General features: G+C 70.8%; 17 protein-coding genes. 13 read left to right on the top strand and 4 right to left on the bottom strand.

All coding sequences use genetic code 11. The annotated features are described in order from the left end of the window. Positions 1 to 1,048 precede the first annotated feature (1,048 nt). The 10 genes from AB0D93_RS11455 to AB0D93_RS11410 all read left to right on the top strand — a co-directional run bounded on the left by AB0D93_RS11455 (position 1,049) and on the right by AB0D93_RS11410 (position 16,253). Positions 1,049 to 8,740, top strand: coding sequence for a DNRLRE domain-containing protein (locus AB0D93_RS11455; RefSeq protein WP_362117251.1), 7,692 nt, complete (start codon positions 1,049 to 1,051; stop codon positions 8,738 to 8,740). Positions 8,741 to 8,841: 101 nt separating this feature from the next. Next, positions 8,842 to 9,315 (top strand): hypothetical protein, encoded by a 474-nt coding sequence (locus AB0D93_RS11450; protein WP_362116805.1) that lies wholly within the window; start codon positions 8,842 to 8,844, stop codon positions 9,313 to 9,315. A 56-nt stretch (positions 9,316 to 9,371) separates the two neighbouring features. After that, complete coding sequence (locus AB0D93_RS11445) at positions 9,372 to 10,547, top strand: hypothetical protein (RefSeq protein ID WP_362116802.1); 1,176 nt, start codon at positions 9,372 to 9,374, stop codon at positions 10,545 to 10,547. Between the two features lie 187 nt (positions 10,548 to 10,734). Then, a complete protein-coding gene (locus AB0D93_RS11440; protein ID WP_362116799.1) occupies positions 10,735 to 11,163 on the top strand; it encodes a hypothetical protein in 429 nt (142 codons plus the stop codon). Then, complete coding sequence (locus tag AB0D93_RS11435) at positions 11,160 to 11,396, top strand: DUF4241 domain-containing protein (RefSeq protein ID WP_362116796.1); 237 nt, start codon at positions 11,160 to 11,162, stop codon at positions 11,394 to 11,396. Before AB0D93_RS11440 ends, AB0D93_RS11435 begins: the two co-directional genes overlap by 4 nt. 151 nt (positions 11,397 to 11,547) lie before the next feature. Further along, positions 11,548 to 12,480 carry a L,D-transpeptidase family protein gene (locus AB0D93_RS11430; RefSeq protein ID WP_362116793.1) on the top strand — a complete coding sequence of 311 codons (933 nt, stop codon included), beginning with the start codon at positions 11,548 to 11,550 and terminating at the stop codon, positions 12,478 to 12,480. A 169-nt stretch (positions 12,481 to 12,649) separates the two neighbouring features. After that, positions 12,650 to 13,267, top strand: a complete 618-nt coding sequence (locus AB0D93_RS11425; RefSeq protein ID WP_362116790.1) for an RNA polymerase sigma factor — start codon at positions 12,650 to 12,652, stop codon at positions 13,265 to 13,267. A 111-nt stretch (positions 13,268 to 13,378) separates the two neighbouring features. Beyond that, positions 13,379 to 14,179 carry a hypothetical protein gene (locus tag AB0D93_RS11420; RefSeq protein ID WP_362116787.1) on the top strand — a complete coding sequence of 267 codons (801 nt, stop codon included), beginning with the start codon at positions 13,379 to 13,381 and terminating at the stop codon, positions 14,177 to 14,179. A gap of 311 nt (positions 14,180 to 14,490) precedes the next feature. Beyond that, on the top strand, positions 14,491 to 15,153 hold the full coding sequence (locus AB0D93_RS11415) for an RNA polymerase sigma factor (RefSeq protein ID WP_362116784.1): 663 nt from the start codon (positions 14,491 to 14,493) through the stop codon (positions 15,151 to 15,153). Beyond that, positions 15,153 to 16,253, top strand: a complete 1,101-nt coding sequence (locus AB0D93_RS11410) for a hypothetical protein (RefSeq protein WP_362116781.1) — start codon at positions 15,153 to 15,155, stop codon at positions 16,251 to 16,253. The genes AB0D93_RS11415 and AB0D93_RS11410 overlap by 1 nt, the downstream gene beginning before the upstream one ends. A 202-nt stretch (positions 16,254 to 16,455) precedes the next feature. Here AB0D93_RS11410 and AB0D93_RS11405 read toward each other — a convergent pair whose 3' ends face one another. Further along, a complete protein-coding gene (locus tag AB0D93_RS11405) occupies positions 16,456 to 17,286 on the bottom strand; it encodes a L,D-transpeptidase family protein (RefSeq protein ID WP_362116778.1) in 831 nt (276 codons plus the stop codon). Between the two features lie 80 nt (positions 17,287 to 17,366). Here AB0D93_RS11405 and AB0D93_RS11400 point away from each other — a divergent pair, with 80 nt between their 5' ends. Beyond that, positions 17,367 to 18,947, top strand: coding sequence for a methylmalonyl-CoA mutase family protein (locus AB0D93_RS11400; RefSeq protein ID WP_362116775.1), 1,581 nt, complete (start codon positions 17,367 to 17,369; stop codon positions 18,945 to 18,947). A gap of 46 nt (positions 18,948 to 18,993) precedes the next feature. Further along, complete coding sequence (leuE, locus tag AB0D93_RS11395) at positions 18,994 to 19,647, top strand: leucine efflux protein LeuE (protein ID WP_362116772.1); 654 nt, start codon at positions 18,994 to 18,996, stop codon at positions 19,645 to 19,647. 39 nt (positions 19,648 to 19,686) lie between these two features. On the opposite strand, the gene AB0D93_RS11390 is transcribed toward leuE, so the two are convergent. Continuing rightward, positions 19,687 to 21,054, bottom strand: coding sequence for an FAD-dependent monooxygenase (locus AB0D93_RS11390; protein WP_362116769.1), 1,368 nt, complete (start codon positions 21,052 to 21,054; stop codon positions 19,687 to 19,689). Between the two features lie 71 nt (positions 21,055 to 21,125). Between AB0D93_RS11390 and AB0D93_RS11385 the strand changes: the two genes are divergently transcribed. Continuing rightward, on the top strand, positions 21,126 to 21,776 hold the full coding sequence (locus tag AB0D93_RS11385; protein WP_362116766.1) for a TetR/AcrR family transcriptional regulator C-terminal domain-containing protein: 651 nt from the start codon (positions 21,126 to 21,128) through the stop codon (positions 21,774 to 21,776). Here the strand turns inward: AB0D93_RS11385 and AB0D93_RS11380 are convergent. Together AB0D93_RS11380 and AB0D93_RS11375 are read right to left on the bottom strand one after the other, a co-directional pair. Further along, the gene (locus tag AB0D93_RS11380; protein ID WP_362116763.1) at positions 21,761 to 22,726 is read right to left on the bottom strand and encodes a class I SAM-dependent methyltransferase; all 966 of its coding nucleotides are present in this window, start codon (positions 22,724 to 22,726) and stop codon (positions 21,761 to 21,763) included. The two genes, AB0D93_RS11385 and AB0D93_RS11380, sit on opposite strands and share 16 nt — an antisense overlap. A 93-nt stretch (positions 22,727 to 22,819) precedes the next feature. Further along, entirely contained in the window at positions 22,820 to 23,962 is a 1,143-nt protein-coding gene (locus AB0D93_RS11375) for an acyltransferase (RefSeq protein ID WP_362116760.1), read from the bottom strand. Positions 23,963 to 24,034 lie beyond the last annotated feature (72 nt).

Genomic DNA, 24,034 nt, shown 5'->3' with positions numbered 1-24,034 from the left:
TCGGGTGTTCGGCGTGCCCGAAAAAGAAAGGGCACTGGACGTGAAAGTCCGATATGGGAGACTCCTCTCCTGCCTTGTCGTGTCAGCGGTGGCGAGTACCGCGCTGCCGCAGATCGCCTATGCCGCGCCCGGTTCCGCGTCCGGGTCGGGCCACCACGGCAAGGGCCTCGTCGACACCGTCAAGGGATGGTTCGCGGACGACGACCACAAGCTCGCCGAGCCGCCGTCGCACGACGAGCTGGACGTGGCCGACCGGCAGAAGCTGCCGAAGGGCGAGCGGGCGCCGAAGGCGAAGCGGGTCGGGGAGCTGAAGAGCCGGCGTACCCCGACGGCGCGGTACTGGCGGCTGTCGGACGGCCGGGTGGAGGCGGAGCTGTCGGCGGTGCCGACGTCATACCGCTCCGGCTCGGGCCGGAAGGCCGTCTGGAAGCCGATCGACACGGCGGTCCACGCGTCGGCCGTGAAGGGCTTCGACTACGGCAACACGACGAACGAGGGCCACAGCTGGTTCGGCTCGGACCCCGGCCACCTGGTGCGCTTCCGGTCGCCGGACGGCCGTACGGTGACGCTCGGCCTGGCGGACGCCGGCCCGCTGCGGCCCAGGGTGAAGGGCTCCACGGTCACCTACAAGGACGCCGTGCACGGCGCGGACCTGGAGTACGGTGTCGGCCCCGGCCGGGTGAAGGAGAACATCACCCTGCCCCGACGGCCTTCCGGGCCGCTGCGGTTCACCTTCACCCTGGACACGGACGGCCTGGTGCCGAGGGCCCGCAAGGACGGGTCGATCGCGCTGTACGGCACCCTGCCGCACACCCCGGTGATGGTGATTCCGGCGCCGTTCATGACGGACGCGAAGAAGGCGGACGGGTCGGTCTTCGGGCGGACCTACAGCACGAAGGTCGGCCAGAGGCTCACGAAGGACGGCACGTCCTGGAAGCTGACCGTCACACCCGACGCGAAGTGGCTGGCGGCCAGGGACCGCCAGTACCCGGTGGTCATCGACCCGACGATCACCATCGCGCCGTCGCCGACGGACTCCCAGGACACCATGGTCCTGTCGGACCAGGCGTCGGCCAACTTCAACACCTCCTGGAAGCTGTCGGTGGGCCGTACGGCCACCGGCACGGCCCGCTCCCTGATCAAGTTCCCGCTGAGCGAGATCCCCTCGGGAACGAAGATCGACTCGGCGCGCCTGGAGATGTACTTCGACAACGCGCACGACGGCGGCGGCACGGACGTGCCGGTCGAGGTGCACCGGGCGACGGGCGCCTGGGACGAGTCGACGGCGACCTGGAACAACACCAGCTCCCTGGTGGGCGAGCTGTCCGGGACCAGCGTCCAGGTCGACGACGGTGACGCGGGGACCACGGCGGCCACCGGCTCCTGGCCCACGTCCGGCTCGACGCTGACGCAGTACGCGATCGGCAACGACTACCGGTACAACAAGGACTCGGTGGCCGGTGACACCTACACCTGGCAGCCGAAGCTCCCGGAGAGCGCGTCCTACCGCGTCGACGTGCACTACGTCGCGGCCACCGACCGCGCCACCAACGCGCCGTACACGGTGACCGGCAAGGACGGCACCACCACCTACACGGTGAACCAGCAGTCGGGCACCAACGGTGTGTGGTCGTCCCTGAACGGCGGCTCGCAGATCAACTTCTCGGCGGGCACGACGGGCAAGGTCGTCCTCGGCGACGGCCCCGCCTCCGCGTCCACCGCGGTGATCGCGGACGCGGTGCGCTGGGTGAACCCGGCGTCCATCGTGAAGAACAAGGGCGAGTACAGCCAGTGGCACAAGTTCCCGGTGACCGACACCGTGCAGCAGTGGCTGGACGGGTCGAGCGCCAACAACGGGTTCGTGCTGAAGGCGGCCGACGAGTCGGCCGGCGGCCCGATGGGCGGCCCGCGCTACGAGTCCGGTGACGGCGACTACGGCGGCGAGACCTCCACGATCCCGCGGCTGACGGTGACGTACGGCAAGGTCGGCACCACCCTCGACTCCCCGACGGTGATCCACTCCACCGGCCCGGAGCTGAGCTGGAAGGCGTACACGAACACCACCGGCGACCCGGACCTGGACATCGCCGAGTACCAGCTGCACCGCTCCACGCAGCAGGCGTTCACGCCGTCCGCGGCCACGCTCGTCGCCCCGATCGACAAGTCGGCGACGGCGTACACGGACACCACCGCGACCCCGACCCCGGACTCCTCCTCGCAGGAGATCGGCCGGTCGTACTACTACCAGCTGGTGGTGAAGACCAAGGACGGCCAGTTGCTGGGCTCCCCGACGCGCATCGTCGGCGTCCCCAAGGCGGGCCGCACCATGCGGCTGCTCCAGGGGACCGCGGGCGTGACGGACACGACCCTGTCGTCCGCGCAGCCGACCACCAACCTGGACACGGTGAGCCGGGACACCGTCGGCCAGAAGTGGCTGGAGGCCGGCAACAACGACCCCGCCTACGGCAAGACACGCGCCGCGCTGAAGTTCGACACCAGCGCGATCCCCACCACCGCCACGGTGCTGGAGTCCCGGCTGTTCATGTGGGGGGTCGAGACCACGACCGGCACCGACGGCGCGATCTACGAACTCCACGGCCTGACCAAGGACTTCAACGAGACGCAGGCCACCTGGAACAACGCGGCGACCGGCACGGCGTGGACGACGGCGGGCGGCGACTACTCGCCGACCGTCTCCGACACGGTCGGCACGGTCTCGGACGTCGGCCGGCACTGGTGGGACGCGACCTCCCTGACCCAGGGCTGGACGAGGACACCGTCCTCCAACCACGGCGCCCTGATCAGGCTGAAGGACGAGACGTCCACGGGCCCGCAGGAGCGCACGGTGTTCCTGGCCTCGGAGGCCGCCGACCCGCAGATCGGCCCGCTGCTGCGGGTGATCTACGTGGACTCCACGACGGACGACACGTACTACGCGCCGCAGACGCCCGCCCGGATGACCCCGAACTCCACCTACACCGTGGACTTCACCGTCACCAACACCACCGGTTCCGCCTGGGCGAGCGGTGAGCGGGTGCTGTCGTACACCTGGAAGCTGCCCGACGGCACGGACGCGACGACGGGCGGCAACCAGCTCTCCACGGCGATTCCCGCGCTCTCCCCGGGTCAGTCGACGACGATCCAGGCGCAGGTCAAGACGCCGATCAACGCGGACTCGGGCAGCAAGCGCACCCAGTACGTGCTGGGGTGGGACGTCAAGAAGGTCTCGGACGGCAGCTGGCTGTCGGCCGGCGCCGGCGGCATTCCGCCGCTGAAGCAGAACGTGGCGGTGGAGGACCCCACCTCCGACACGCTGGGCCTGGAGAAGTTCTACAGCTACACCGGCAAGAACACGGGCGCCGGTTCGACGGTGATGAACAACCTCGCCTACGGCAACACCGTGTGGTCGTACAACGCGTTCAGCAACCCGGGACGTGGCCTGACGACGTTCGCACGGTTCACGTACAACTCGCTGGACACCGACAACACGACCGGTGGCGCGGGCGCGGGCTGGTCGGCACAGACCAGCGGGCCCATCCGGCTCGGTGCGGCACTGGACTTCCACCCCAACCCGGCCGCGAACGCGACAGAGATCCGCCTCCCCGACGGAGACGGCACCACGCACGTCTTCACCAAGCAGGCCGACGGCACGTGGAAGGCCCCGGCGGGAGTCCACTACCGGATCACCATGAAGGCGGGTCTGGACTGCACACCGGACAAGGACCCGGTCCCGGATGCGTGGACGATGCTGCGCCCGGACGGCACGCGGTTCTACTTCGGCTGCGACGGCTACCTGACGTCCGTCGTCGACAAGAACGGCAACACGCAGACGTACACCTACGAGCAGCACAAGACCCAGGGCAAGGCGGCCAAGTTCCTCGCCTACGTCACCGACCCGGCCGGCCGGCAGTCCCTGACGCTCGACTACTACAAGAAGGGCGACGCGTCGTACGACTACATCGACGGCACGGGCGCCAAGGTCACCGGCACCAGCCTGACCGACCCGGACATCTACGACCACGTGAAGTCCATGACGGACGTCTCGGGTCGCAAGGTCTCCTTCTACTACACGACCGAGGGTCTGCTCGGCCGGTTCACCGACGGTGACGGCTCGGCCCAGCCGAAGGTCTTCAAGTTCACCTACGACGCCATCCAGGGCAACAAGAACGTCAAGCTGGTCAAGGCGACGGACCCGCGGGGCCACGCGACCCAGCTGGCGTACTACGCCCCGCAGAGCGGTGACGACCCGAAGTACCACTGGTGGACCAAGACCATCACCGACCGCCTCGGCGGTGACACCGCCTTCGCGTACGCGGCGGACACGGCGAACACCAAGTTCACCGACACCACGGTCACGGACGCCGAGACGCACGCCACGAAGTACGTGACGGACGACTTCGGCCGCCCGGTCCAGACGACCAACGCCAAGTCCCAGACCACGAAGATGAGCTGGGACGCCGACAACAACGTCACGTATCTGGAGGAGGACAACGGCGCCAAGACCGCGTACTGCTACGACCAGAAGACGGGCTACCCGCTCTGGCAGCGCGACGCGGAGAACAACAAGGCGGGCGTGCCGGACCAGACGACGGCCTGTGTCCCGGACGCCTCCAAGTGGCCGGCGAACGCGGCGAAGTACGAGTACCAGACGCGCGCGGACGGCTTCTCGGCGGACCTGTTCCGCAAGACCTCGCCCGAGGGCCGCGCCTGGCAGTTCGGGTACGACGGCTTCGGCAACCTGAAGACGGTCACCGACCCCAAGGGCGTCGCGACCACGACGGTGCCGGACGACTACACCACGAAGTACGACTACGACGCGTACGGCGAGCTGACCAGGGCGACCGACGCCAACGGCAACCCGACCACGTACAGTGACTTCGGCCCGACCGGTTACCCGGACACGATCACCGACGCGAAGTCGAACGCGACGAAGTTCGCCTACGACGACCGTGGCCAGGTCACCCAGGTCACCGACGCCTACGGCAAGGTGACCACGCAGACGTACGACACGTTCGGGCGTCCGCTGGTCAACACGGCGCCGAAGGAGACCGGCGTCGTGATCACCACCCCGGCGCCGGTGTACGACGAGAACGACAACGTCACGAAGTCGACGGCGCCGAACGGCGCGGTGTCGACGGCGGTGTACGACAACGCGGACGAGGTCTCCTCGGCGACGGCGCCGGCGAACAACCAGACCGACCCGCGCACGTCGACGTACACCTACGACAAGGTCGGCAACCTGAGGACGACGACCGAGCCCAAGGGCACGGCGACGACGACGGACACCACCGACTACGTCACGACGAACAACTACGACGAGATCTACCAGCTCACGTCCGTGGTCAACGCGGACAGCGACAAGCTCTCGTACGAGTACGACGACGTCGGCAACGTCACCAAGGTCATCGACCCGAAGAAGAACGCGACCGCCGACACGACCGACTACACCACCAGGACCGACTACGACCTGGACCACCGGGCCACAGTCGTCACGGACGCGGCCGGCAAGAGCACGAAGAAGGGCTACGACAAGGACGGCCTGGTCACCTCGGCCACGGACGCCGAGAACAACACGACCACGATCACCTACGACGAGCGCGGCAAGCAGACCGAGGTGAAGGTCCCGCACGACGGCACGTCGACCCTCACGTACCGCACGACGAAGTACGAGTACGACCAGGTCGGCAACACCACCAAGGTGCTCACGCCGCGGGCGACGGCGGCCGGTTCCACCGACGCCTTCACCGCCCGCACGTCGTACGACGAGCTGAACCGCCCGGTCAGGCAGTACCAGCCGTACGACCCGGCGGACTCCCGCTACAACGACCCGAACGTCTACACGGAGACGACGTACGACAACGTGGGGCGGGTCGCCAAGACGTCCCTGCCGCCTTCGGACGGCGAGACGGTCCGCAACGACACCACCTACAGCTACTTCGACAACGGCTGGGTGAGGTCGTCCACGGACCCGTGGGACATCGTCACGAGCTACGAGTACAACGACCTGGGCCAGCAGACCAAGCGGACCCTGACCTCGGCGGGCGGGTCCTCGGACCGCACGATGACGTGGTCGTACTACCCGGACGGCTCACTGAAGTCCCGGGCGGACGACGGTGTCCCGGCGGGCAGGTCGGTCGTCCTGGTGGACAACTCCGACACCCAGAACACCTCCACGACCGGCACCTGGACCAAGGGAGACGCCACCGGCCAGCAGGGCTACAACCACGAGACCCACGCGGCGGGCACCGGCACGGACGCCTACACGTGGACGCTCAACATCCCCAAGGACGGCACGTACGCGGCGTACGTGAAGTTCCCCAGGGTGACGGGCGCCGCGACGACGGCCAAGTACACGGTGACGCACGACGGCGGGACGACCGACAAGACGATCGACCAGAACGCCACCGCCAACCAGGGCACCTGGGTCTCGCTCGGCTCCTTCGCCTTCAAGCAGGGCAACGCGGCGAAGCTGCAACTGTTCCAGAACAGCGGCGGCACGGTCGTGGCGGACGCCGTCAAGCTCGTGCGTGACACCACCGGCGATCCGGCCGACACGGAGAAGGACGACTTCGCCTACTCCTACGACCTCAACGGCAACCTGACGCAGATCGACGACACCTCGTCGACCGCGAAGATCGACTCGTACGCGATCACCTACACGGGCCTCAACCAGGTCCAGAAGGTGAGCGAGTCGCTGGCCGGCGTGGAGAAGAAGGCCACGTCGTACACGTACGACGCCGACAGCCAGACGGACACGATCACGCACCCGGACCAGTTCTCCAAGTACACCTACGACCTGCGCAACCTGGTGAAGACGGTCTCGGTCGGCAAGTCCGCCACGGACGCGTCGCCGAAGGTGACGTCGTACACGTACACCGACCGCGGCCAGAAGCTCCAGGAGACCAAGGCCAACGGCAACACGGTCGACTACACCTACTACCTGGACACCGTGCTCAAGTCGACGACGGAGAAGAAGCCCAACGGCACCCTCGTCGACTCGCACGCCTACGCCTACGACCCCAACGGCAACAAGTCGCAGGACGTGGCGAAGAAGATGAACGCCGACAACCACGCGGCGTACCTCGACTCGACCACCGACTACACCTACGACCCGGCCGACCGGCTGAAGCAGGCCGTGAAGACCGGCAACGGCGCCGGGACCGAGACGTACGTCCACGACGACAACGCCAACGTCATCAGTCAGACGGTCAAGAGCACCACCACGACATTCGAGTACGACCGCAACCGTCTGCAGAGCGCCGCTTCCGGCGGGGCCACGGCCAAGTACACCTACGACCCGTTCGGCCGTCAGGAGTCGGTGACGTCGGCCTCGGACGGGAAGATCATCTCCCGGAACGTGTACGACGGCTTCGACCACGTCGTGGAGTCCCAGAACATGGACTCCACGGGCGCGATGAAGTCGACCACGTACACCTTCGACCCGCTGGACCGCACCGCGTCCAAGACGGCGGACGGCAAGACCACGGACTTCGAGTACCTGGGCCTGTCCTCCGAGGTCCTGGACGAGAAGGTCGCCGGCACGCTCACCAAGTCCTACCAGTACAGCCCGTGGGGCGAACGCCTGTCGCAGATCAAGTACAACAGCGACGGCACGACCGAGGACGGCTACTACGGCTACAACGGCCACACCGACGTCGAGACCCTCACCGACAAGAACGGCGACACGAAGGCGACGTACGGCTACACCGCCTACGGATCCGACGACACCTCCGAGTTCACCGGCATCGACAAGCCCGACGCGGCCGACCCGACCAAGGAGGCCTACAACCCCTACCGTTTCAACGCCAAGCGCTGGGACGCCCGGTCCGGCACCTACGACATGGGCTTCCGCGACTACAACCCCGGTCTGAACCGCTTCACCACCCGGGACATGTACAACGGCGCCCTGGCCGACATGGGGCTCGGCACCGACCCGTACACGGACAACCGGTACGCCTTCGGGGGCGGCAACCCCACCAGCTTCGTCGAGATGGACGGTCACACGAGCTGCGACATCACCGGGATGTGCGGCGGCGTGTACCGCGAAACCCCGATGATCAAGGCGGAAGAGGCGGAGCCGGGGCCTGCCTTCGCGCCCTCCGACTTCGGCACGGACCGGGTCTTCAAGTCGGCCTCCCCGGGCCTCGCGGACAACAACCGTCGGCTCAAGATGATCGCCGTCGGTCTGGCTTCGGAGGTCAAGGGCTACGAGAACGCCTCCCAGCTGCTGTACCACTGGCTCAACGCTTCGGGCACGGATTACACGATCGATCCGCGTGACGTCCTGTACGCCTACCCGGGGCTCCAGAGCAAGGTGGACGCCATCGTGTCCAAGAACTCGAAGAAGGCCGGGGACTTCGACACCGGATGGTCGAACTTCGACGCCGGTAAATGGGCCGACGATCTGCACAAGAGCGGAAAGGACATGCCGGCCGAAGTCCAGGACGACTTCCAGGACTGGTACTACGCGCTCAACAGCGTGCAGTGGCGTGTCAAGGGAACGTCCGACGGACGGGGCAATACCACCTACACCGTCCAGATGTTCAAGCGGTACAACTTCGGAAACGCGGAGGAGCACAAGAAGGACTTCACCGCCGCCGGCGGACTGATACGGGTCAGGCAGGAGGGTCTGGCACACCTGAACGCCGTGGGCCTCGCTCAGGACTACAACGTCGTGGGCAGCGCGAACTTCGCGTCGTACGGTCCGAACTACCCTTGCTGCGGGCGACTGCAACCGTAGTCGGTCCTGTCGCACAGGAACCTGAAGGGATCGCAGGGGCCCTGGTCACAGAGCCATGGCCCCTGCGGGCCCCGGACCTTTGAGGTACAAGGAGGTTGCGTGTGAGACCTTTGATCCGGACGGCCGGCCTGCTTTCGGCCGCACTGCTGTGTGCCGCCGGTTGCGGCCCCGACCCGGCGGACGATATTTCCAGTTCGTCGTGTATGGGGGACATCGGCGGCGACCTGTTGCCGAAACGATTCGATGTGACTGTTCCCGCACAGGTCAGGGTCGTCAGGTGCCGCATCGTCAGCACGTGGGACAGTGACTCGCTCTCGCTCGTGCTGGACGGGTCGCCCAAGGCGGCCGATCGGCTTCTCGGGCAGTACGGCCATCGATTGACGGACCTGATGTGGAATGACGATTCGGTCCTCGTCCGCGACGATCAGTGGGGAATGGACAAGTGCTTCCCCGACGGACTGAAGGGGAAATGCTCGTACCTGAAATTCAGGACGGACATGGGCTACTGCGCTGCCGTGGCGGAAAAGATCCCCGACGGTACGGTGCGGCTCAGCTTCAGCGTCGACAAGGTCTGACAGGGAGCTGACATGTGGAAATCCCTGGAAGCCGGGGCGGGGCTGTGAAGGAGCTCGTGGACTCCGTGCTGATCGCGTCGGCCGCGTCGGGCCTCGCGCTCGCCCTGCGGGGCCTCGGCCGCCGCCCCGGGACGTCCGGCACGAGGGGCCGCTCCGTGCCGCCGCTCGTCGCGCTGGCGGTCACCACCGCGCTCATCTACGTCAACCAGGTGCTGTTCACGGTGTACGTGCTGCGCGTGCATGGCGGCGACGCGTCGTTCATCGCGCGCTACCTGCCGGCCGGATGGTTCGACCTGGCCACGCACAACCCCGTGCTGCGGTCGCTCGGCCGGGTCCTGCCCGCGCCGGAGCTCCTCGCCCCGTCCGTGCTGCGCGTGCAGGCCTTCCTGGAACTGCCCTTCGTGCTCACCGCGTTCGCGACGGTCGTGCGGTGGTTCGACGCCGACCTGTACCGGCGGATCGCCCGTTCCGCGCTGCTTCCGTTGGCGTCCGTGTCGTACACGGTCGTGTTCTGTCTGGTCGAGTGGGACCTGCGGAACCCCTTTACCAACGACGACCTGGTCATACGGGCCTTGTCCGGCGTGATCACGCCCCTCTTCCTGGCCCGTTGGGCGGCGCGGGACGAGGGGGCGTCCCGGGCGGCCGCCTCCGTACGGGGTCTTTTGCTGTTCATCGGGTCGCTCGGCGCCTTGGGCGTGCTCGTTCTCGTCGTGTACGACACCGCCCTGCTCTACAACCTGGGGCGCCTGGGCGAGCGTCTTCCGGTCGCGATGGTGGCCGGTGCCGCACTGATCGGATTGCGCCGGGCCGCGGCCCGCCCGCCGGGTCCGCCCGCTGCCGGTCTGTCCTCGGCCTTCGTGCGGCAGGTGCTCCGCCACTGGCTGACGCTCTTCTTCGTGCCCGCCCTGGCGTTGCGGTACGCGATCATGTTCGGAACCCCGCAACTGGCCGCGGCGGCCGGGCTGCTGACAGCTGCCGCTGCCGTCGTCCTGGCGGGGCGGGACGTGACAGTGGCTTCGGGCGGAGGCCGGCGGCTCGCGCTGGTGCTGGCCGGCCGGGCCGGGTGCGCGGTCCTGGCCGGATCGGTCGCCGCGTACGGGGCCGCCGCGCTGACTCCCCGGTCGTACTACGAGCTCACGCTGCTGTCCTCGGCCGCCGCGTTCTTGGTGACGGGGGTCGTGGTGTGCGGACTCCTGGACCTCCGGGACCCGGAGTGTTCGGCGGGACCGTGACCTTGCCTGCTGGTGCGAAGTGACCCGTGCGACGCACGGCCGGGTAAGAAGGTTGTACTTGTGGTGTGAATTCCCCTGTGGTGATTGACACTCTGCCGACCTGTGATGTCGGTGAGGCGGATTCCGCTTGGTGATCAGGGGGACGACGCTGCTGTTCCCCGGTATCCGGGTGAGGGGGAACGCTGTCATGGGTGGAGTGGACGCGCGACCGCGCGCGAGCGAGATGCGAGCGTGCGCGGCGGCTTTCGTCGCACGGACCACCGGCCGAAGCCGGCTGCCGCTGGACTACTCCGAGCGCAGCCTGCGCATCGCCGACTTCCTGATCGACGGGTTGCGGAAGGGAGGCGCGCACCGGGAGGAGGCGCACGACACCCTCTTCGGGCTCGGCGCGTACGTGGGTGAGGTGCTGGTGCGCCGTGCGGGGGCGGTGTGGGTGGACCTCGACGCCGCCCAGCGCGCCTATTTCGGCCAGCCCATCGGCGTACGCATGCCGGACGGACGCGTGTGGAACCCCCTGGGCAAGGTCGTCAACCGCTTCGACTCGGGCCAGTCCGAGGAATCGCTCCAGCTGTTCTATCTCAAGCTGCACGGGCGGGCCCGGCGGGCCGCCGTGTGAGGGCAGGCCGGGAGATCGCCGACGTCGCCTACGGCGAGGGACGGGAGCACGACCACGGCGTCCCGGTCGTCGACGACCCGGCCACCGGCACCGACCTGATCGCCCACCGCAGCGGGCGCGGAGACGGCACGTACCCCGTGTGGATCGGCCGGGTCGCGGACGGCGGGGTCGCCTGTTTCGTGGCGGACCTGCTGATCCTGCGCGGGGCGAGCCGGGGCGCCGGTCCGCCGTGACCGCCGGGTGACGGCCGTGCGAACGGTCCGCTTTGTCCGGCCGGTCGCCGTGGCCTCGCCAACTCCTGTATAACCGGCGCTCGTTCCGGCCGCCGCTGCCGGCCGCGCCGCCTGCTCATGCCTCCGTGTCCGCCCGTCGAAGGGTCTCTTCGTGCTGCCCTCTTCCCTTTCCCATGCCCGTACGTGCGCCGCCGCGCTGGCCGTCTCCGGTGCCCTGCTGCTGGTGTCGGCCTGTGGACAGGGCGGAGGCGGAGGGGGAGTGGCGCGGCCGCCATCCGGTGTCGCGGCCGGGAGCGCCGGGGACGAGGCGCCCACGGCGTCCGGCACGTCCAGCGCGTCCGCCTCCGCCTCCGCCTCACCCTCGGCCTCCACGTCGTCCTCCCCGTCCGCCTCGGCGAAGGCCGACCCGACCGCCTCCGTCCCGGCCACCGGCTCCGCGGTCGCCGGCAGCACGCATGAGAACCGCGCGACACCCGCCGCCGGCACCGCCCCCGACTTCCCCGTGCCCGCCAGCCCCGGCAACGCCACGCAGCTCATCACCGTGCAGGCCAGCGGTTCGTACGCCACGGTCACCGCCTGGGCCAAGGGGTCCTCGGGGTGGAAGGCGCAGTTCACCACGACGGCCGGGCGGGTCGGGGCCAACGGGGTCGTCCCCGGGTCGACCCGGCGGCAGGGCACGTACACCACCCCCGCCGGGACCTACACGCTCACCGAGGGCTTCGGCGTCGAGGCGGGCGGGACGAGCATGCCCTACACGCGGGTGAACTCGACGCACTGGTGGGTCGAGGACCCGGAGTCGGCGCACTACAACTCGATGCGCACCGCCGCCGGCGCGGACTTCCCGCTCACCGAGAGCGGCGACCGGGGCAGCGAGCATCTCGTCGACCACCCCGTGCAGTACGCCAAGGCGCTCGTCGTCGACTTCAACCGGTGGCCCGCCGTGCCCGGCCGTGGCGCCGGGATCTTCCTGCACGTCAACGGGCAGGGCGCGACCGCCGGCTGTGTGTCCGTGCCGCGCGCCACGATGGACCTGATCATGGGGTGGATACGGCCCGGTGCGCACCCGCGCATCGCCATCGGCTGACGGTGACGCGCCCCGGGTCCGGGCACCGGGGCCACCGGCGGCTGTGACAAATCCGTGCCCCCCGGCGCTGATCACGGTGGGACATGGAACACGGGGGCCGCGTCGCACGACGTGGATTTCGGTGCGAGCGCGGGCACGGGCCCGGGCCGGGTACGGACGAGGACGGTTCTTGGGCCAGGGAGGGGAACGCCGGCGCCCGCAGCCGCGGGACGAGGAGCTCGGCGCGGCCGTCGCGCGGGCCCAGGACGGCGACGAGACCGCCTTCGCGGTGGCCTACCGGATCGTGCAGCCCAGCCTGCTCGGCTATCTGCGGGGCCTGGTCGGCGAGGACGCCGAGGACGTGGCAGCCGACGCCTGGCTGGAGATCGCCCGCGACCTCGGCCGGTTCAAGGGCGACGGCGCCGGGTTCCGCGGTTGGACCGCGACCATCGCCCGGCACCGCGCGCTGGACCATCTGCGCCGCCGGCGGGTACGGCCCCGGGCCGCGCCGCTGGAACAGGACGCGCTGGAGCTGCCCGGCCGGCTCAGCACCCACGACCAGGCCCTGGAGACGCTGTCCACGGAACGGGCACTGGAGCTGGTGCGCACGCTGCCGCGCGACCAGGCCGAGGCCGTGCTGCTCCGGGTGGTCGTCGGCCTCGACGGCTCGGCCGCCGCCCGCGTCCTCGGCAAACGCCCCGGTGCCGTCCGCACGGCCGCGCACCGCGGGCTGAAGCGTCTCGCCCGGCAGCTGGGTGCCCAGGGCGTGACGGATGACGGCACCCGGACGCTGGGTGAGTCGACATGAACGGCGCCGGCCACGAGCCGTATGGATACGTGAGCGCCATCGGTCCCGGGGCCCCTGTGCGGCCCGGACGGCCGGGCGGCTCCGGCACGCCGGACGAGGACGGGGACAGGCATGGGTGAACGGCACAGCGGCGACGGCCCCTTCGGCCGCCGGCAGGCGCACCCGGGCGGCACCCTTCCCGTACCGGACGAGGCAGGCCGGGGTGCCGCCGGCACCGGGTTCGAGACGCGGCTCGCCGCCGCCCTGCGTGCCGACGGCGTCGACGGCGAGGCCGAGCGCCGGGCCGTGGCCGCCTTCCGCGCCGTCCGTGAGACGGGCGCGTCGCCCGCGCGCACCCGGCGCCGGGACGACTGGCGGCCCGCCGCGCCGCGCCGTGTGCGGCCGTCGCTGAGGGCCACGCTCTCGGTGGCGCTCGCGACTCTCGCGCTGGGCGGTGTCGCCGTCGCGGCGATCGGCTCCGCCGGATCCGGAGCGGGTCACCGCCCCGGCACCCAGCGGCCGGCCCACCCGTCCACGGGCCCGCACCGGCCGGCCGCTCCCGGCGGGTCCGGCTCGACCGCGGGCCAGGAGTCCGCCGCACCCTCCACCCGCCCGCACCACCCGGACACGGCCCGGGACACCGTGGCCCACTGTCGTACCTACGAGCGTGCCGGGAACCGCGGCGGTGCCCTGGACTCGACCGCCTGGCAGCGGCTCGTCACGGCAGCGGGCGGCGCCGACAAGGTGACGGCCTACTGCGCGGCACACGTGGCGAACGACACAGCCGGCAAGGGCCAGAACAAGGGAAACGGCCACAAGTCAGGCAAGACGGACGTCGGGTCGGGTTCGGGCACCCAGAACGCGAAGCCGAAGCCGGCCGCGGGGAACACGAAGCCGGCCGGCGGCGCACCGAAGGCCGCGAAGGGCGACTAGACGGCGGGGCCCGAAGCCGTCAACAGCGGCTGGGCGAGAGCCGGTCCGGCCCGGGAAAGGCGAACGGCCGGGGCCGCCACCCCCCACAGGAGAGGCCCCGACCGTCGCGCGGACGGGCCGCGCGCGGCCCGTACTCTCTACAGCGCCATGAGTGCGTTTTCTGTCACACCCCGCCCCGATCCGCCCTCACCCTGCGCACACCCGCACCCGGTCACGAGTTAGTTGCATCTTCTACAGACATGGACGAGGAGCGGTTTCACGCCGTAACGTGCCTTTCGCGCCGACCGGGAAACAGGCGTAAAGGGAGTCACGTGCTGGGGGACGACGCGGAGCTGACCGCCGCGGTGCGTGCGGCACAGAACGGTGACGAGACCGCGTTCCGTACTGTGTACCGCGCGGTGCATCCACGGCTGCTCGGGTACGTACGCACACTGGTCGGCGATCCGGACGCCGAGGACGTGGCGTCCGAGGCCTGGCTGCAGATCGCCCGCGACCTCGACCGGTTCAGCGGAGACGCCGACCGCTTCCGCGGCTGGGCCGCCCGGATCGCCCGCAACCGCGCCCTGGACCACATACGCATGCGCGGCCGCCGCCCCGCCATAGGCGGCGACGAGACGGAACTGACCGGCCGGGCCGCCGAGTCCGACACGGCCGGCGAGGCCATGGAGGCCCTGGCCACCGACAGCACCCTCTCCCTCATCGCACGACTCCCGCAGGACCAGGCCGAGGCGGTCGTCCTGCGCGTCGTGGTCGGCCTCGACGCCAAGAGCGCCGCCGAGACGCTCGGCAAACGCGCCGGTGCCGTACGCACCGCGGCGCACCGCGGTCTGAAACGGCTCGCGGAGCTGCTCGGTGAGGATCCGGAATCGGCGGGTGTGCTCGACGCGCTCCCACCCCAGCGAGAACCGCGCGGTCGCGCGGTGTCGTCCGCAACTGTGACGGATACGCGTGCGCGGACGCAGAAGGACATGTGATGGCCGACGAGCAGTACAAGTGGCTGGACCGGGGGACGGCGGAACGCCTGCTGCGCGGTGAGTCACTGGAAGCCGTCGACGCCCGCGCCCGTGACCAGGCCGAACGCCTCTCCCGGGCGCTCGGTGCGCTGTCCGCGGAGGCGGCCCACGGCACCGGTGAACTCCCCGGCGAGCAGGCCGCCCTGGCCGCCTTCCGCAAGGCCCGCGAGGCCGCCGACGCGGCACCGGCCGCCGCCGGCCGCGCCGACGGCACCTCCGGGCAGCCCGTGCCCGGCGCCGACGCGGGCCTGGTCCGCATCGGCGCCCCCTCCCGTACCGGAATCCCGGCCCGCAGGCCCCGCTGGGCCCGGCCGGTGCGTCTGGCGCTCGCCGCCGTGCTGGCCGCGGGCACGCTCGGCGGGGTCGCCATGGCCGCCGGCGGGATCCTGCCCACGCCGTTCACACCCGAGCACCCCCGCCCCGCCGCCTCCGTCTCCGCCGACCAGACCTCCGAGGGACCGCTCTCCTCTCCCTCGCCGCAGGGCACCCCGGGCGTGAGCCCGAGCCCGGGCGTGCCGGGCGGCGGCGCGGGCACGCGGGGCGGCGGTGCCTCCGGCGAGGCCACCGGACCGGACGACCGCACGAGCACGGACGGCACTCCGGGCACCGGCGACCCGTCCGGCATCTCCACCCGCCGGTGGAAGGAAGCGGTCACCGCCTGCCGGAACATCCGGGACGGCAGGGAACTGGAGGCCGGCCGCCGGCGCGCGCTGGAGAACCTGGCGGGCGGCAGCGCCCGCGTGAGCCGGTACTGCAGGGTCCTGCTGTTCACCGCCGACTCGGCCGGCGGCGCCACGAACGGCGCCAAGGGCGACGGGAGCGGCGACCACGGCAAGACCGACGACAAGGGCAAGGGCAAGGGCGGCAGCGGCCAGGGCGACGACGAGGGCCCCGGCCGGGCCGGCGGCGGTCACTTCGGCAAGGGCGGTGGCCACGGCAGGGGCCGGCACGGCGACGGCGTCGCGCCCGTCCCCTCCGCCTTCGCTCCGGCGCACCCCGCCCACCCGGCCGGCACCACCCTCGGCACGGCGTCGCCGAGCCCGTCGTACTCCGCGCTCTAGCCCATCTGACCTGCGCTTTCGTGGTCCGCGAAAAATTCTCCGCGCGGGGTGTGACGTTTTCGGAGCCCGGGACGCAGTAATGAGTGAGCCGACTGGTCATCGGCCGTCGCACTGAGCCGGGGTTCCCCCCGTACCCACGGCTCGTGCACCTGGCGCGGGCGGGACACGTTCCCCCGGTCCCGCCCGCGCCCCGCAATCCCCCTCACCAGTGGACGACGACTTCGTCGCCCACCCGCACCTGCGCGAACAGCTGCTGGATCGCGGCCTCGTCCCGGACGTTCACGCACCCGTGCGAGCCACCCGCGTAGCCGCGCGCCGCGAAGTCGTACGAGTAGTGCACGGCCTGGCCCCCGCTGAAGAACATCGCGTACGGCATCGGCGAGTGGTAGAGCGTGGACACCCAGTCCCGCGCCTTCCAGTAGATGTGGAACACACCCTCCCGGGTCGGCGTGTACTGCGTGCCGAACCGCACCGCCGTCGTCGAGAGCGTCCGCCCGTCGACCATCCAGCGCAGCGTCCGCGTCGTCTTGTCGATGCACAGGACGCGTCCCGTCATGCAGCGCGGGTCGGGCGCGCCGGCGGGCTGACCGCCCATCAGATACAGGTCCCAGGTGCCGGGTGTGCGGGTCATCCCCACCAGCCGCCGCCAGGTGACGCCGTCCGTCCGCCCGGTCTGCGGCAGCCCGCGCTTGCCCTGGAAGCCCCGGACGGCCCGCTCGGTCAGATCGTCGTACGACCCCGTCGGGCCGTCGAACAGCCAGTCCAGCTGGCGCAGCCGCGCCTGCAGCTCCCGTACGCCCGGCCCGCTGTCCCCGCGCGACCACAGCACCCGGGCAGCGGGCGCCGCCGGTGACGGCTGGGCCGTCCGGGTGGGATCCGCCGGGTCGCTTTCCGGGGTCCGTCCCTGGGGCTGGAGGTGGACCGGTGCCCGGGGTTTTCCGTTGGCGTCCGCGGGCTGCACGGTGCAGCCGCAGAGGGCGGCGAGGGCGGCGGCCGAGGCGAGTACGGCGGCGGGTCTTCCCGAGATCCTCATGCCGGTGATGCTTCCCCGCGTGAGCGACGCCGAACGACGGGGCATGGTCAGGGGTGACACGACGTACTGCGGAGGCATCCATGACGCGTGAGTCGGAGTCGGGACTGCCGATCGAGCCGGTCTACGGGCCGCAGGCTCTCCAGGGCTGGGACCCGGCCGGACAACTGGGCGAACCGGGCACGTACCCCTTCACCCGCGGCGTGTACCCCACGATGTACACCGGCCGCCCCTGGACCATGCGCCAGTACGCCGGCTTCGGCACGGCGGCCGAGTCGAACGCCCGCTACCGGCAGCTGATCGCCCACGGCACCACGGGCCTGTCGGTCGCCTTCGACCTGCCCACCCAGATGGGCCACGACTCCGACGCGCCCCTCGCGCACGGCGAGGTCGGCAAGGTGGGCGTGGCGATCGACTCGATCGACGACATGCGGGTGCTGTTCGACGGCATCCCGCTCGACCAGGTCTCGACGTCGATGACGATCAACGCCCCCGCGGCCCTGCTGCTCCTGCTCTACCAACTGGTGGCCGAGGAACAGGGCGCGCGCGCCGACCGGTTGACCGGCACGATCCAGAACGACGTGCTCAAGGAGTACATCGCCCGCGGGACCTACATCTTCCCGCCCCAGCCCTCCCTGCGGCTGACGGCGGACATCTTCCGGTACTGCACCGCCGAGATCCCGAAGTGGAACACGATCTCGATCTCCGGCTACCACATAGCCGAGGCGGGCGCGTCCCCCGTCCAGGAGATCGCCTTCACGCTCGCCGACGGCATCGAGTACGTCCGCACGGCGGTGGCGGCCGGCATGTCCGTGGACGACTTCGCACCCCGCCTCTCCTTCTTCTTCGTGGCCCGTACGACGCTGCTGGAGGAGGTCGCCAAGTTCCGCGCCGCCCGCAGGATCTGGGCACGAGTGATGCGGGAGGAGTTCGGGGCCCGGAACCCCAAGTCCCTGATGCTCCGCTTCCACACCCAGACGGCGGGGGTGCAGCTGACGGCCCAGCAGCCGGAGGTGAACCTGGTCCGGGTCGCCGTCCAGGCCCTGGCCGCGGTCCTCGGCGGCACCCAGTCCCTGCACACCAACTCCTTCGACGAGGCCATCGCGCTGCCGACGGACAAGAGCGCGCGGCTGGCGCTGCGGACCCAGCAGGTACTGGCGTACGAGACGGACGTGACGGCGACCGTGGACCCCTTCGCCGGCTCCTACGCGATGGAGCGGATGACGGACGACGTCGAGGAGGCGGCCGTCGACCTGATGCGGAGGGTCGAGGACCTCGGCGGGGCGGTCGCGGCGATCGAGCGGGGCTTCCAGAAGGGCGAGATCGAGCGGAACGCGTACCGGATCGCCCAGGAGAGCGACTCCGGGGACCGGGTGGTCGTCGGGGTGAACCGGTTCCAGCTGGACGAGGAGGAGCCGTACGAGCCCCTGCGCGTCGACCCCGCCATCGAGGCCCGCCAGGCGGACCGCCTGGCCGCACTGCGGGCCGAGCGGGACCAACGGGCGGTGGACACGGCCCTGGACGCGCTGCGGAAGGCGGCCGAGGGCGAGGACAACGTCCTGTATCCGATGAAGGAGGCACTGCGGGGGCGGGCGACGGTGGGGGAAGTGTGCAACACCCTCCGGGGCGTTTGGGGGGCCTACGAGCCGTCGGAGGTGTTCTGACCCGCCCCGCACCGGAGTGTCGTACCCCCGTGCGACACTCCTTTGCATGTTCGGCGTCATCGACCTCCCCACCTACCTCGCGGGCCTGATCCTGATCGTGCTGCTGCCCGGCCCCAACTCCCTGTACGTCCTGTCCGTGGCCGCCCGCCGCGGGGTGCGGGCCGGCTACACGGCTGCCGCGGGCGTGTGGTGCGGGGACACCGTGCTGATGACGCTGTCCGCCGCCGGTGTCGCCTCGCTGCTCAAGGCCAACGCCGTGCTGTTCGGGATCGTGAAGTACGCCGGTGCCGGCTATCTGACCTGGCTGGCCGTCGGCATGCTGCGGGCCGCCTGGCAGATGTGGCGGACGCGGAGGGAGAGGGCGGCGGAGGAGGCGGTACCGGTCGACGCGTCCGCGCAGGAGCGGCCGTACCGCCGCGCCCTGGTGATCAGCCTCTTCAACCCCAAGGCGATCCTGTTCTTCGTCGCCTTCTTCGTGCAGTTCGTGGACCCCGGGTACGCCTATCCGGCCCTGTCCTTCGTCGTCCTTGGCGCGTTCGCCCAGCTGGCGAGCTTCCTCTATCTCAGCGCGCTGATATTCAGCGGCACGAAGCTGGCCGACGCGTTCCGCCGCCGCAAGCGGATGTCGGCGACGGCCACTTCGGCGGCGGGGGTGCTGTTCCTGGGGTTCGCGGTGAAGCTGACGCTGGCCAGTGCGTGAGGGCGTGGCCTCCGAGCTGGGCGACTACTCGCCGCCCCTTCAGAGGCCGACGCGCGCCGCGTACTCCCCGAGACCCTCGGTCGTCTCTCCCGCCCACCCCACATAGCCGTCCGGGCGGACCAGGAACACCCCCGGGCCGTACGACTCCGGGGCCGGCAGGCTGTGGATACCGTCGACCGGCTCCGGAGACAGCAGGGTCCAGTGCGGGCCCCGGAGCGCGTCGAAGACCCGCACTCCCTCCGCGTTCCTCCCGTCGGGCGCTCGGTCGCCCGCCCGTACCGGCCCCGGGTCGGCCCGCGTCTCCTCCGTCAGCGAGGACTCCCGGTAGCGGAGCCCCAGCTGGACCGTCGCCTCCCCGCGCCGTACCTCGCCCCGGTGGACGCCCGTCGAGAGGTCCAGCATGGCGGCGGCGTTCGGGCGCCGCTCCTCCTCGTACGTGTCGAGGAGTTCGTCCGGGGCGTCGGCACCCAGTACCGCGCCGAGCTTCCAGCCCAGGTTGTAGGCGTCCTGCACGCTGGTGTTCAGGCCCTGGCCGCCGGCCGGGGAGTGGACATGGGCCGCGTCGCCCGCCAGGAACACCCGGCCCACCCGGAAACGGTCGGCCAGGGCGGCGCGGGGCCGGAAGTCGGAGGCCCAGCGCAACTCGGTCACGTCAGCCGCGTCGAGCGGGGTGTACGTCGCCACCAGCCGCCGTACGCCCGCCAGGGACAGGTCCGGCTCCGTGCCCTCCGGCAGCCTCGCGGCCAGCTGGAAGTCGTCCGTGCCGGCCAGCGGGCACAGCGCCACACCGTTGCCGTCGTCGCCGGTGAAGTGGTGCCAGTGGTCGCGGTCGAGACCCCGCACCCGCAGGTCGGCCACCAGGAAGGGGCTCGGATCGACCGACTCGCCGGTCATGCCGACGCCCACCGCACGCCGTACGGTCGAACGCCCGCCGTCCGCCGCCACCACGTACCGCGCGCGAGCCGTCGTACCGTCGGCGAAGCGGACCGTCACGCCCTCCGCGTCCTGTTCCAGGTCCGTCACCCCGCGCCCGAACCCCACCCGGCCGCCCAGCTCACGCAGCCGCGCGTACAGCACCTCCTGCGTCCGCCACTGTGCGACCATCAGCGGATCGGTGTACGGCGTGCCCTCGTCCGCCGCGACCTCGTCGAACATCGGTTGGGTCGCCAGCCGCTCGCCGTTCTTCCAGAGCAGCCGGGGCGGATAGGGACCGCCCGCCGCCCGGATCGCCGCCAGTACGCCCAGGTCCTCGAAGACCTCCTGGGTGCGCGGCTGGATCCCCTTGCCGCGCGAGCCGGGGAACAGGGACTCCGACCGCTCCACGACCAGTGCGTCCACGCCGCGCCGGGCGAGGTCGACTCCCAGGGTCAGTCCGGTGGGACCGGCGCCCACGATCAGGACATCCATCACGATTCTCCTTAACGTCGTTAAGTGCCATCGCACACGAGAGTGCCCTTAACGCTGTTAAGCTGTCAAGTGTGAGCCCCGAGAAACGCGCGCCCCTGGACCGCCGTCGCGTCGCCGACACCGCCCTGCGCCTGCTCAACGAGGTCGGTCTGGACGGCCTGACGCTGCGCGCCATCGCCAGGGAGCTGGACGTGAAGGCGCCCGCGCTGTACTGGCACTTCAAGGACAAACAGGCGCTGCTGGACGAGATGGCGACGGAGATGTACCGGCGGATGGTCGCCGGCACCGCGCTCGATCCCGCCGACACCTGGCAGGAACGGCTGCTGAAGGCGAACCGCGGACTGCGGGCGGCGCTGCTCGGCTACCGCGACGGCGCCAAGGTCTTCAGCGGCTCACGCTTCACGGGCACGGAGCACGCCCCGGCGCTCGAGGCGAACCTGCGGCTGCTGACGGAGGCGGGATTCACGCTCGCCCAGGCGGTCCACGCGGGCCGCACCGCAGGCGCGTACACCATCGGCTTCGTCACCGAGGAGCAGGGCGTGAAACCCCTCCCGGGCGAGCGCCGGGAGGGGTACGACGTCGAGGAGCGCGCCCGGCGACTGGCCGGCCAACCGCTCGCCGCCGAGGCCGGCCACCTGCTCTTCGAGGGGTACGACGAGCAGTTCGAGGAGGGGCTGGCGCTCGTGATCGCGGGGATCGGGGCGCGCTACGGCATCGGCTGAGAGGGTCGGTGGCGGGCGGTTCGCGCCCTGCGGATCGCCCGCGTGACGACCGGCGGCAGCAGGTCCACGGCGACCCTGCGGGCCCGGCTCGGGCCGCGCCGGGGCGCGGGCCGGACCGTCGGAGCCGGCGCGGGAGCGGTGGCCGGTGCCGGTGCCGGTGTCGGTGCCGGCTGCGGGACGGGCGCCGGCTCCGCGTGCCTGGACGGCGGGAACTGCGGTGCCCGCATGCCCTTCGACTTCAGCCGGACGATGCGGTGCCCGGCGGCCTGCTGGACGCTCAGGTGGCAGTCGGACCGCTCCCGCACCATCGCCAGCAACTCCTCCTGGACCGGCTCCGGGTCGCCCCAGGTGCCGTAGAGCTTCTGGGTGCTCAGGCAGACGGGGCGCAGGCCACGGTTGAGGACGGCCTCCCAGGTGGCGATGGACACTCCGGGGGTGTGCTCGGAGCGGAAGTCGTCCAGCACGACGATCCCGTCCGGCATCAGCAGCTCGTGGGCGGCCCCTATGTCGCCGTGCACGTGCTCGTACAGATGGGAGGCGTCGATGTGCACGAACCGGCAGGAGCCCGGCTCCACCTCCGCGGGCACCAGCGAGCTGGGGCCCTGCAGCACCCGGGGCAGTTCCTCGTGGAAGGAGAGGTAGTTGTCCTCGAAGACGCGCCGGGTCAGCGCGCCGTAGGACTTCGCCGACTCGGCCTGGTTGGCGTCGTCGGGGGCGTCGCCCTCGAACAGGTCGCACACGGTGTACTTCTCGCCCGGCTGCCGGTGCCGGCCGGTGAAGATCGCGCTCTTGCCCATGTACACCCCGACTTCCAGCAGGTCACCTCGCATCCGGGCGGATTCCTGCCGGTTCAGGAACCAGTCGAAGAGCAACTGGTCGAGCACCGGGAACCAGCCGGGGACGTCGTCGAGACGGCGGGGCGGTCGCGCTTTTTCCTGGATGGTGGCCATGCGGCGTGGGCACTCCCTTGGTACGCGGTCTGTGGGATCCCTGCGGGGGGCCTGTGAGGCGAGGGCTCTACGGTGCCTGCCCGACGGGCCTGTTCAAAACCCAAGACGCGGTGAACGGCTGCCCAACTTCCGTTCCTTCAGCGCCCGCTTCAGCCGCGGTCCGAACGGCCTCTCCGCCAACCGGTGGATCAGCCAGGCCAGCCCCAGCATGCCGAGCACGGTCACCACGAGCGTCGGCCACGCGGGCAGGCCCAGGCCGCGGTGCAGCACCCGGATGACGAACCAGCCCAGGTGCTCGTGGATCAGATAGAAGGGGTACGTCAGCGCGCCGGCCGTGACCAGCCACCGCCCGCGGGCCCAGCGGGGCCGGCCCAGGGCCACGGCGGCGACGGCCGCGAAGGCGACGGTGACGATCAGGACGACGACGTAGGGGTCGCGGTGCGGGTGCGCGCCCCACAGGCCGCGGGTCGCCTCGCTCTGGGCCAGCAGCCAGGACATCGCGACGACGCCCCAGGCGAGCAGGTCGCCGCCGAAGCGGTGGATCAGGTACAGCGCCAGACCGCCGACGAAGAAGGGGGCGTACTCGGGCATGACCACCTGGTTCAGCAGCGCGTTGCCGGACGAGTGGCACAGGACGGCCGCCAGCGTCCAGCCGGCGGCGAACAGCACCACCCGGCGGTAGGTCACCCCGCGCGCCACGACGAGGAGGGCGAACAGCGCGTAGAAACGCAGCTCGACCCAGAGCGTCCAGCACACGCCCAGCACGCGGGTCGCGCCCATCGGCTGTTGCAGCATCGTCAGGTTGACCAGGAACTCGTCCAGCCGCACCGGGTGGACCACGACGGGCAGGGCGAGGGACGCCCCCGTGACCAGGACCAGCGCCACCCAGTACGCCGGGTACAGGCGCGCGACCCGGGAGCGGAAGAAGTCGCCGAGAGTGCGGCCCCAACTGCTCATGCAGATCACGAAACCGCTGATGACGAAGAAGAACTGCACACCGAGACTGCCGTAGACGGCCGCCCGGGACAGCGTCGGGAAGAGGTGGGCCGGGTTTCCGTGCCAGGACGCGGAGACCGTGCCGCCGCGCCCGGCGTAGTGGTAGAGGCAGACCATCAGCGCGGCGACGAGCCGCAGACCGTCCAGGGCGGACAGACGGCTCCGGGGGCTGGAGCCGGGGGCCGTTCCCGTGGGAGGAGGTACGGGAACGGCAGCGAGTGTGGGGGATGAAGCAGCCATGGTGCGGGGCGCCTTGCCGGAACTCGGCGCCTCACACCATGGACGGGGCCGTTCGGCCGACTGTTCGTCAAC

Source organism: Streptomyces sp. NPDC048191 (genome assembly GCF_040652655.1).
Taxonomy (GTDB): domain Bacteria; phylum Actinomycetota; class Actinomycetes; order Streptomycetales; family Streptomycetaceae; genus Streptomyces.
This window is presented reverse-complemented; position numbering and strand designations above follow the sequence as displayed.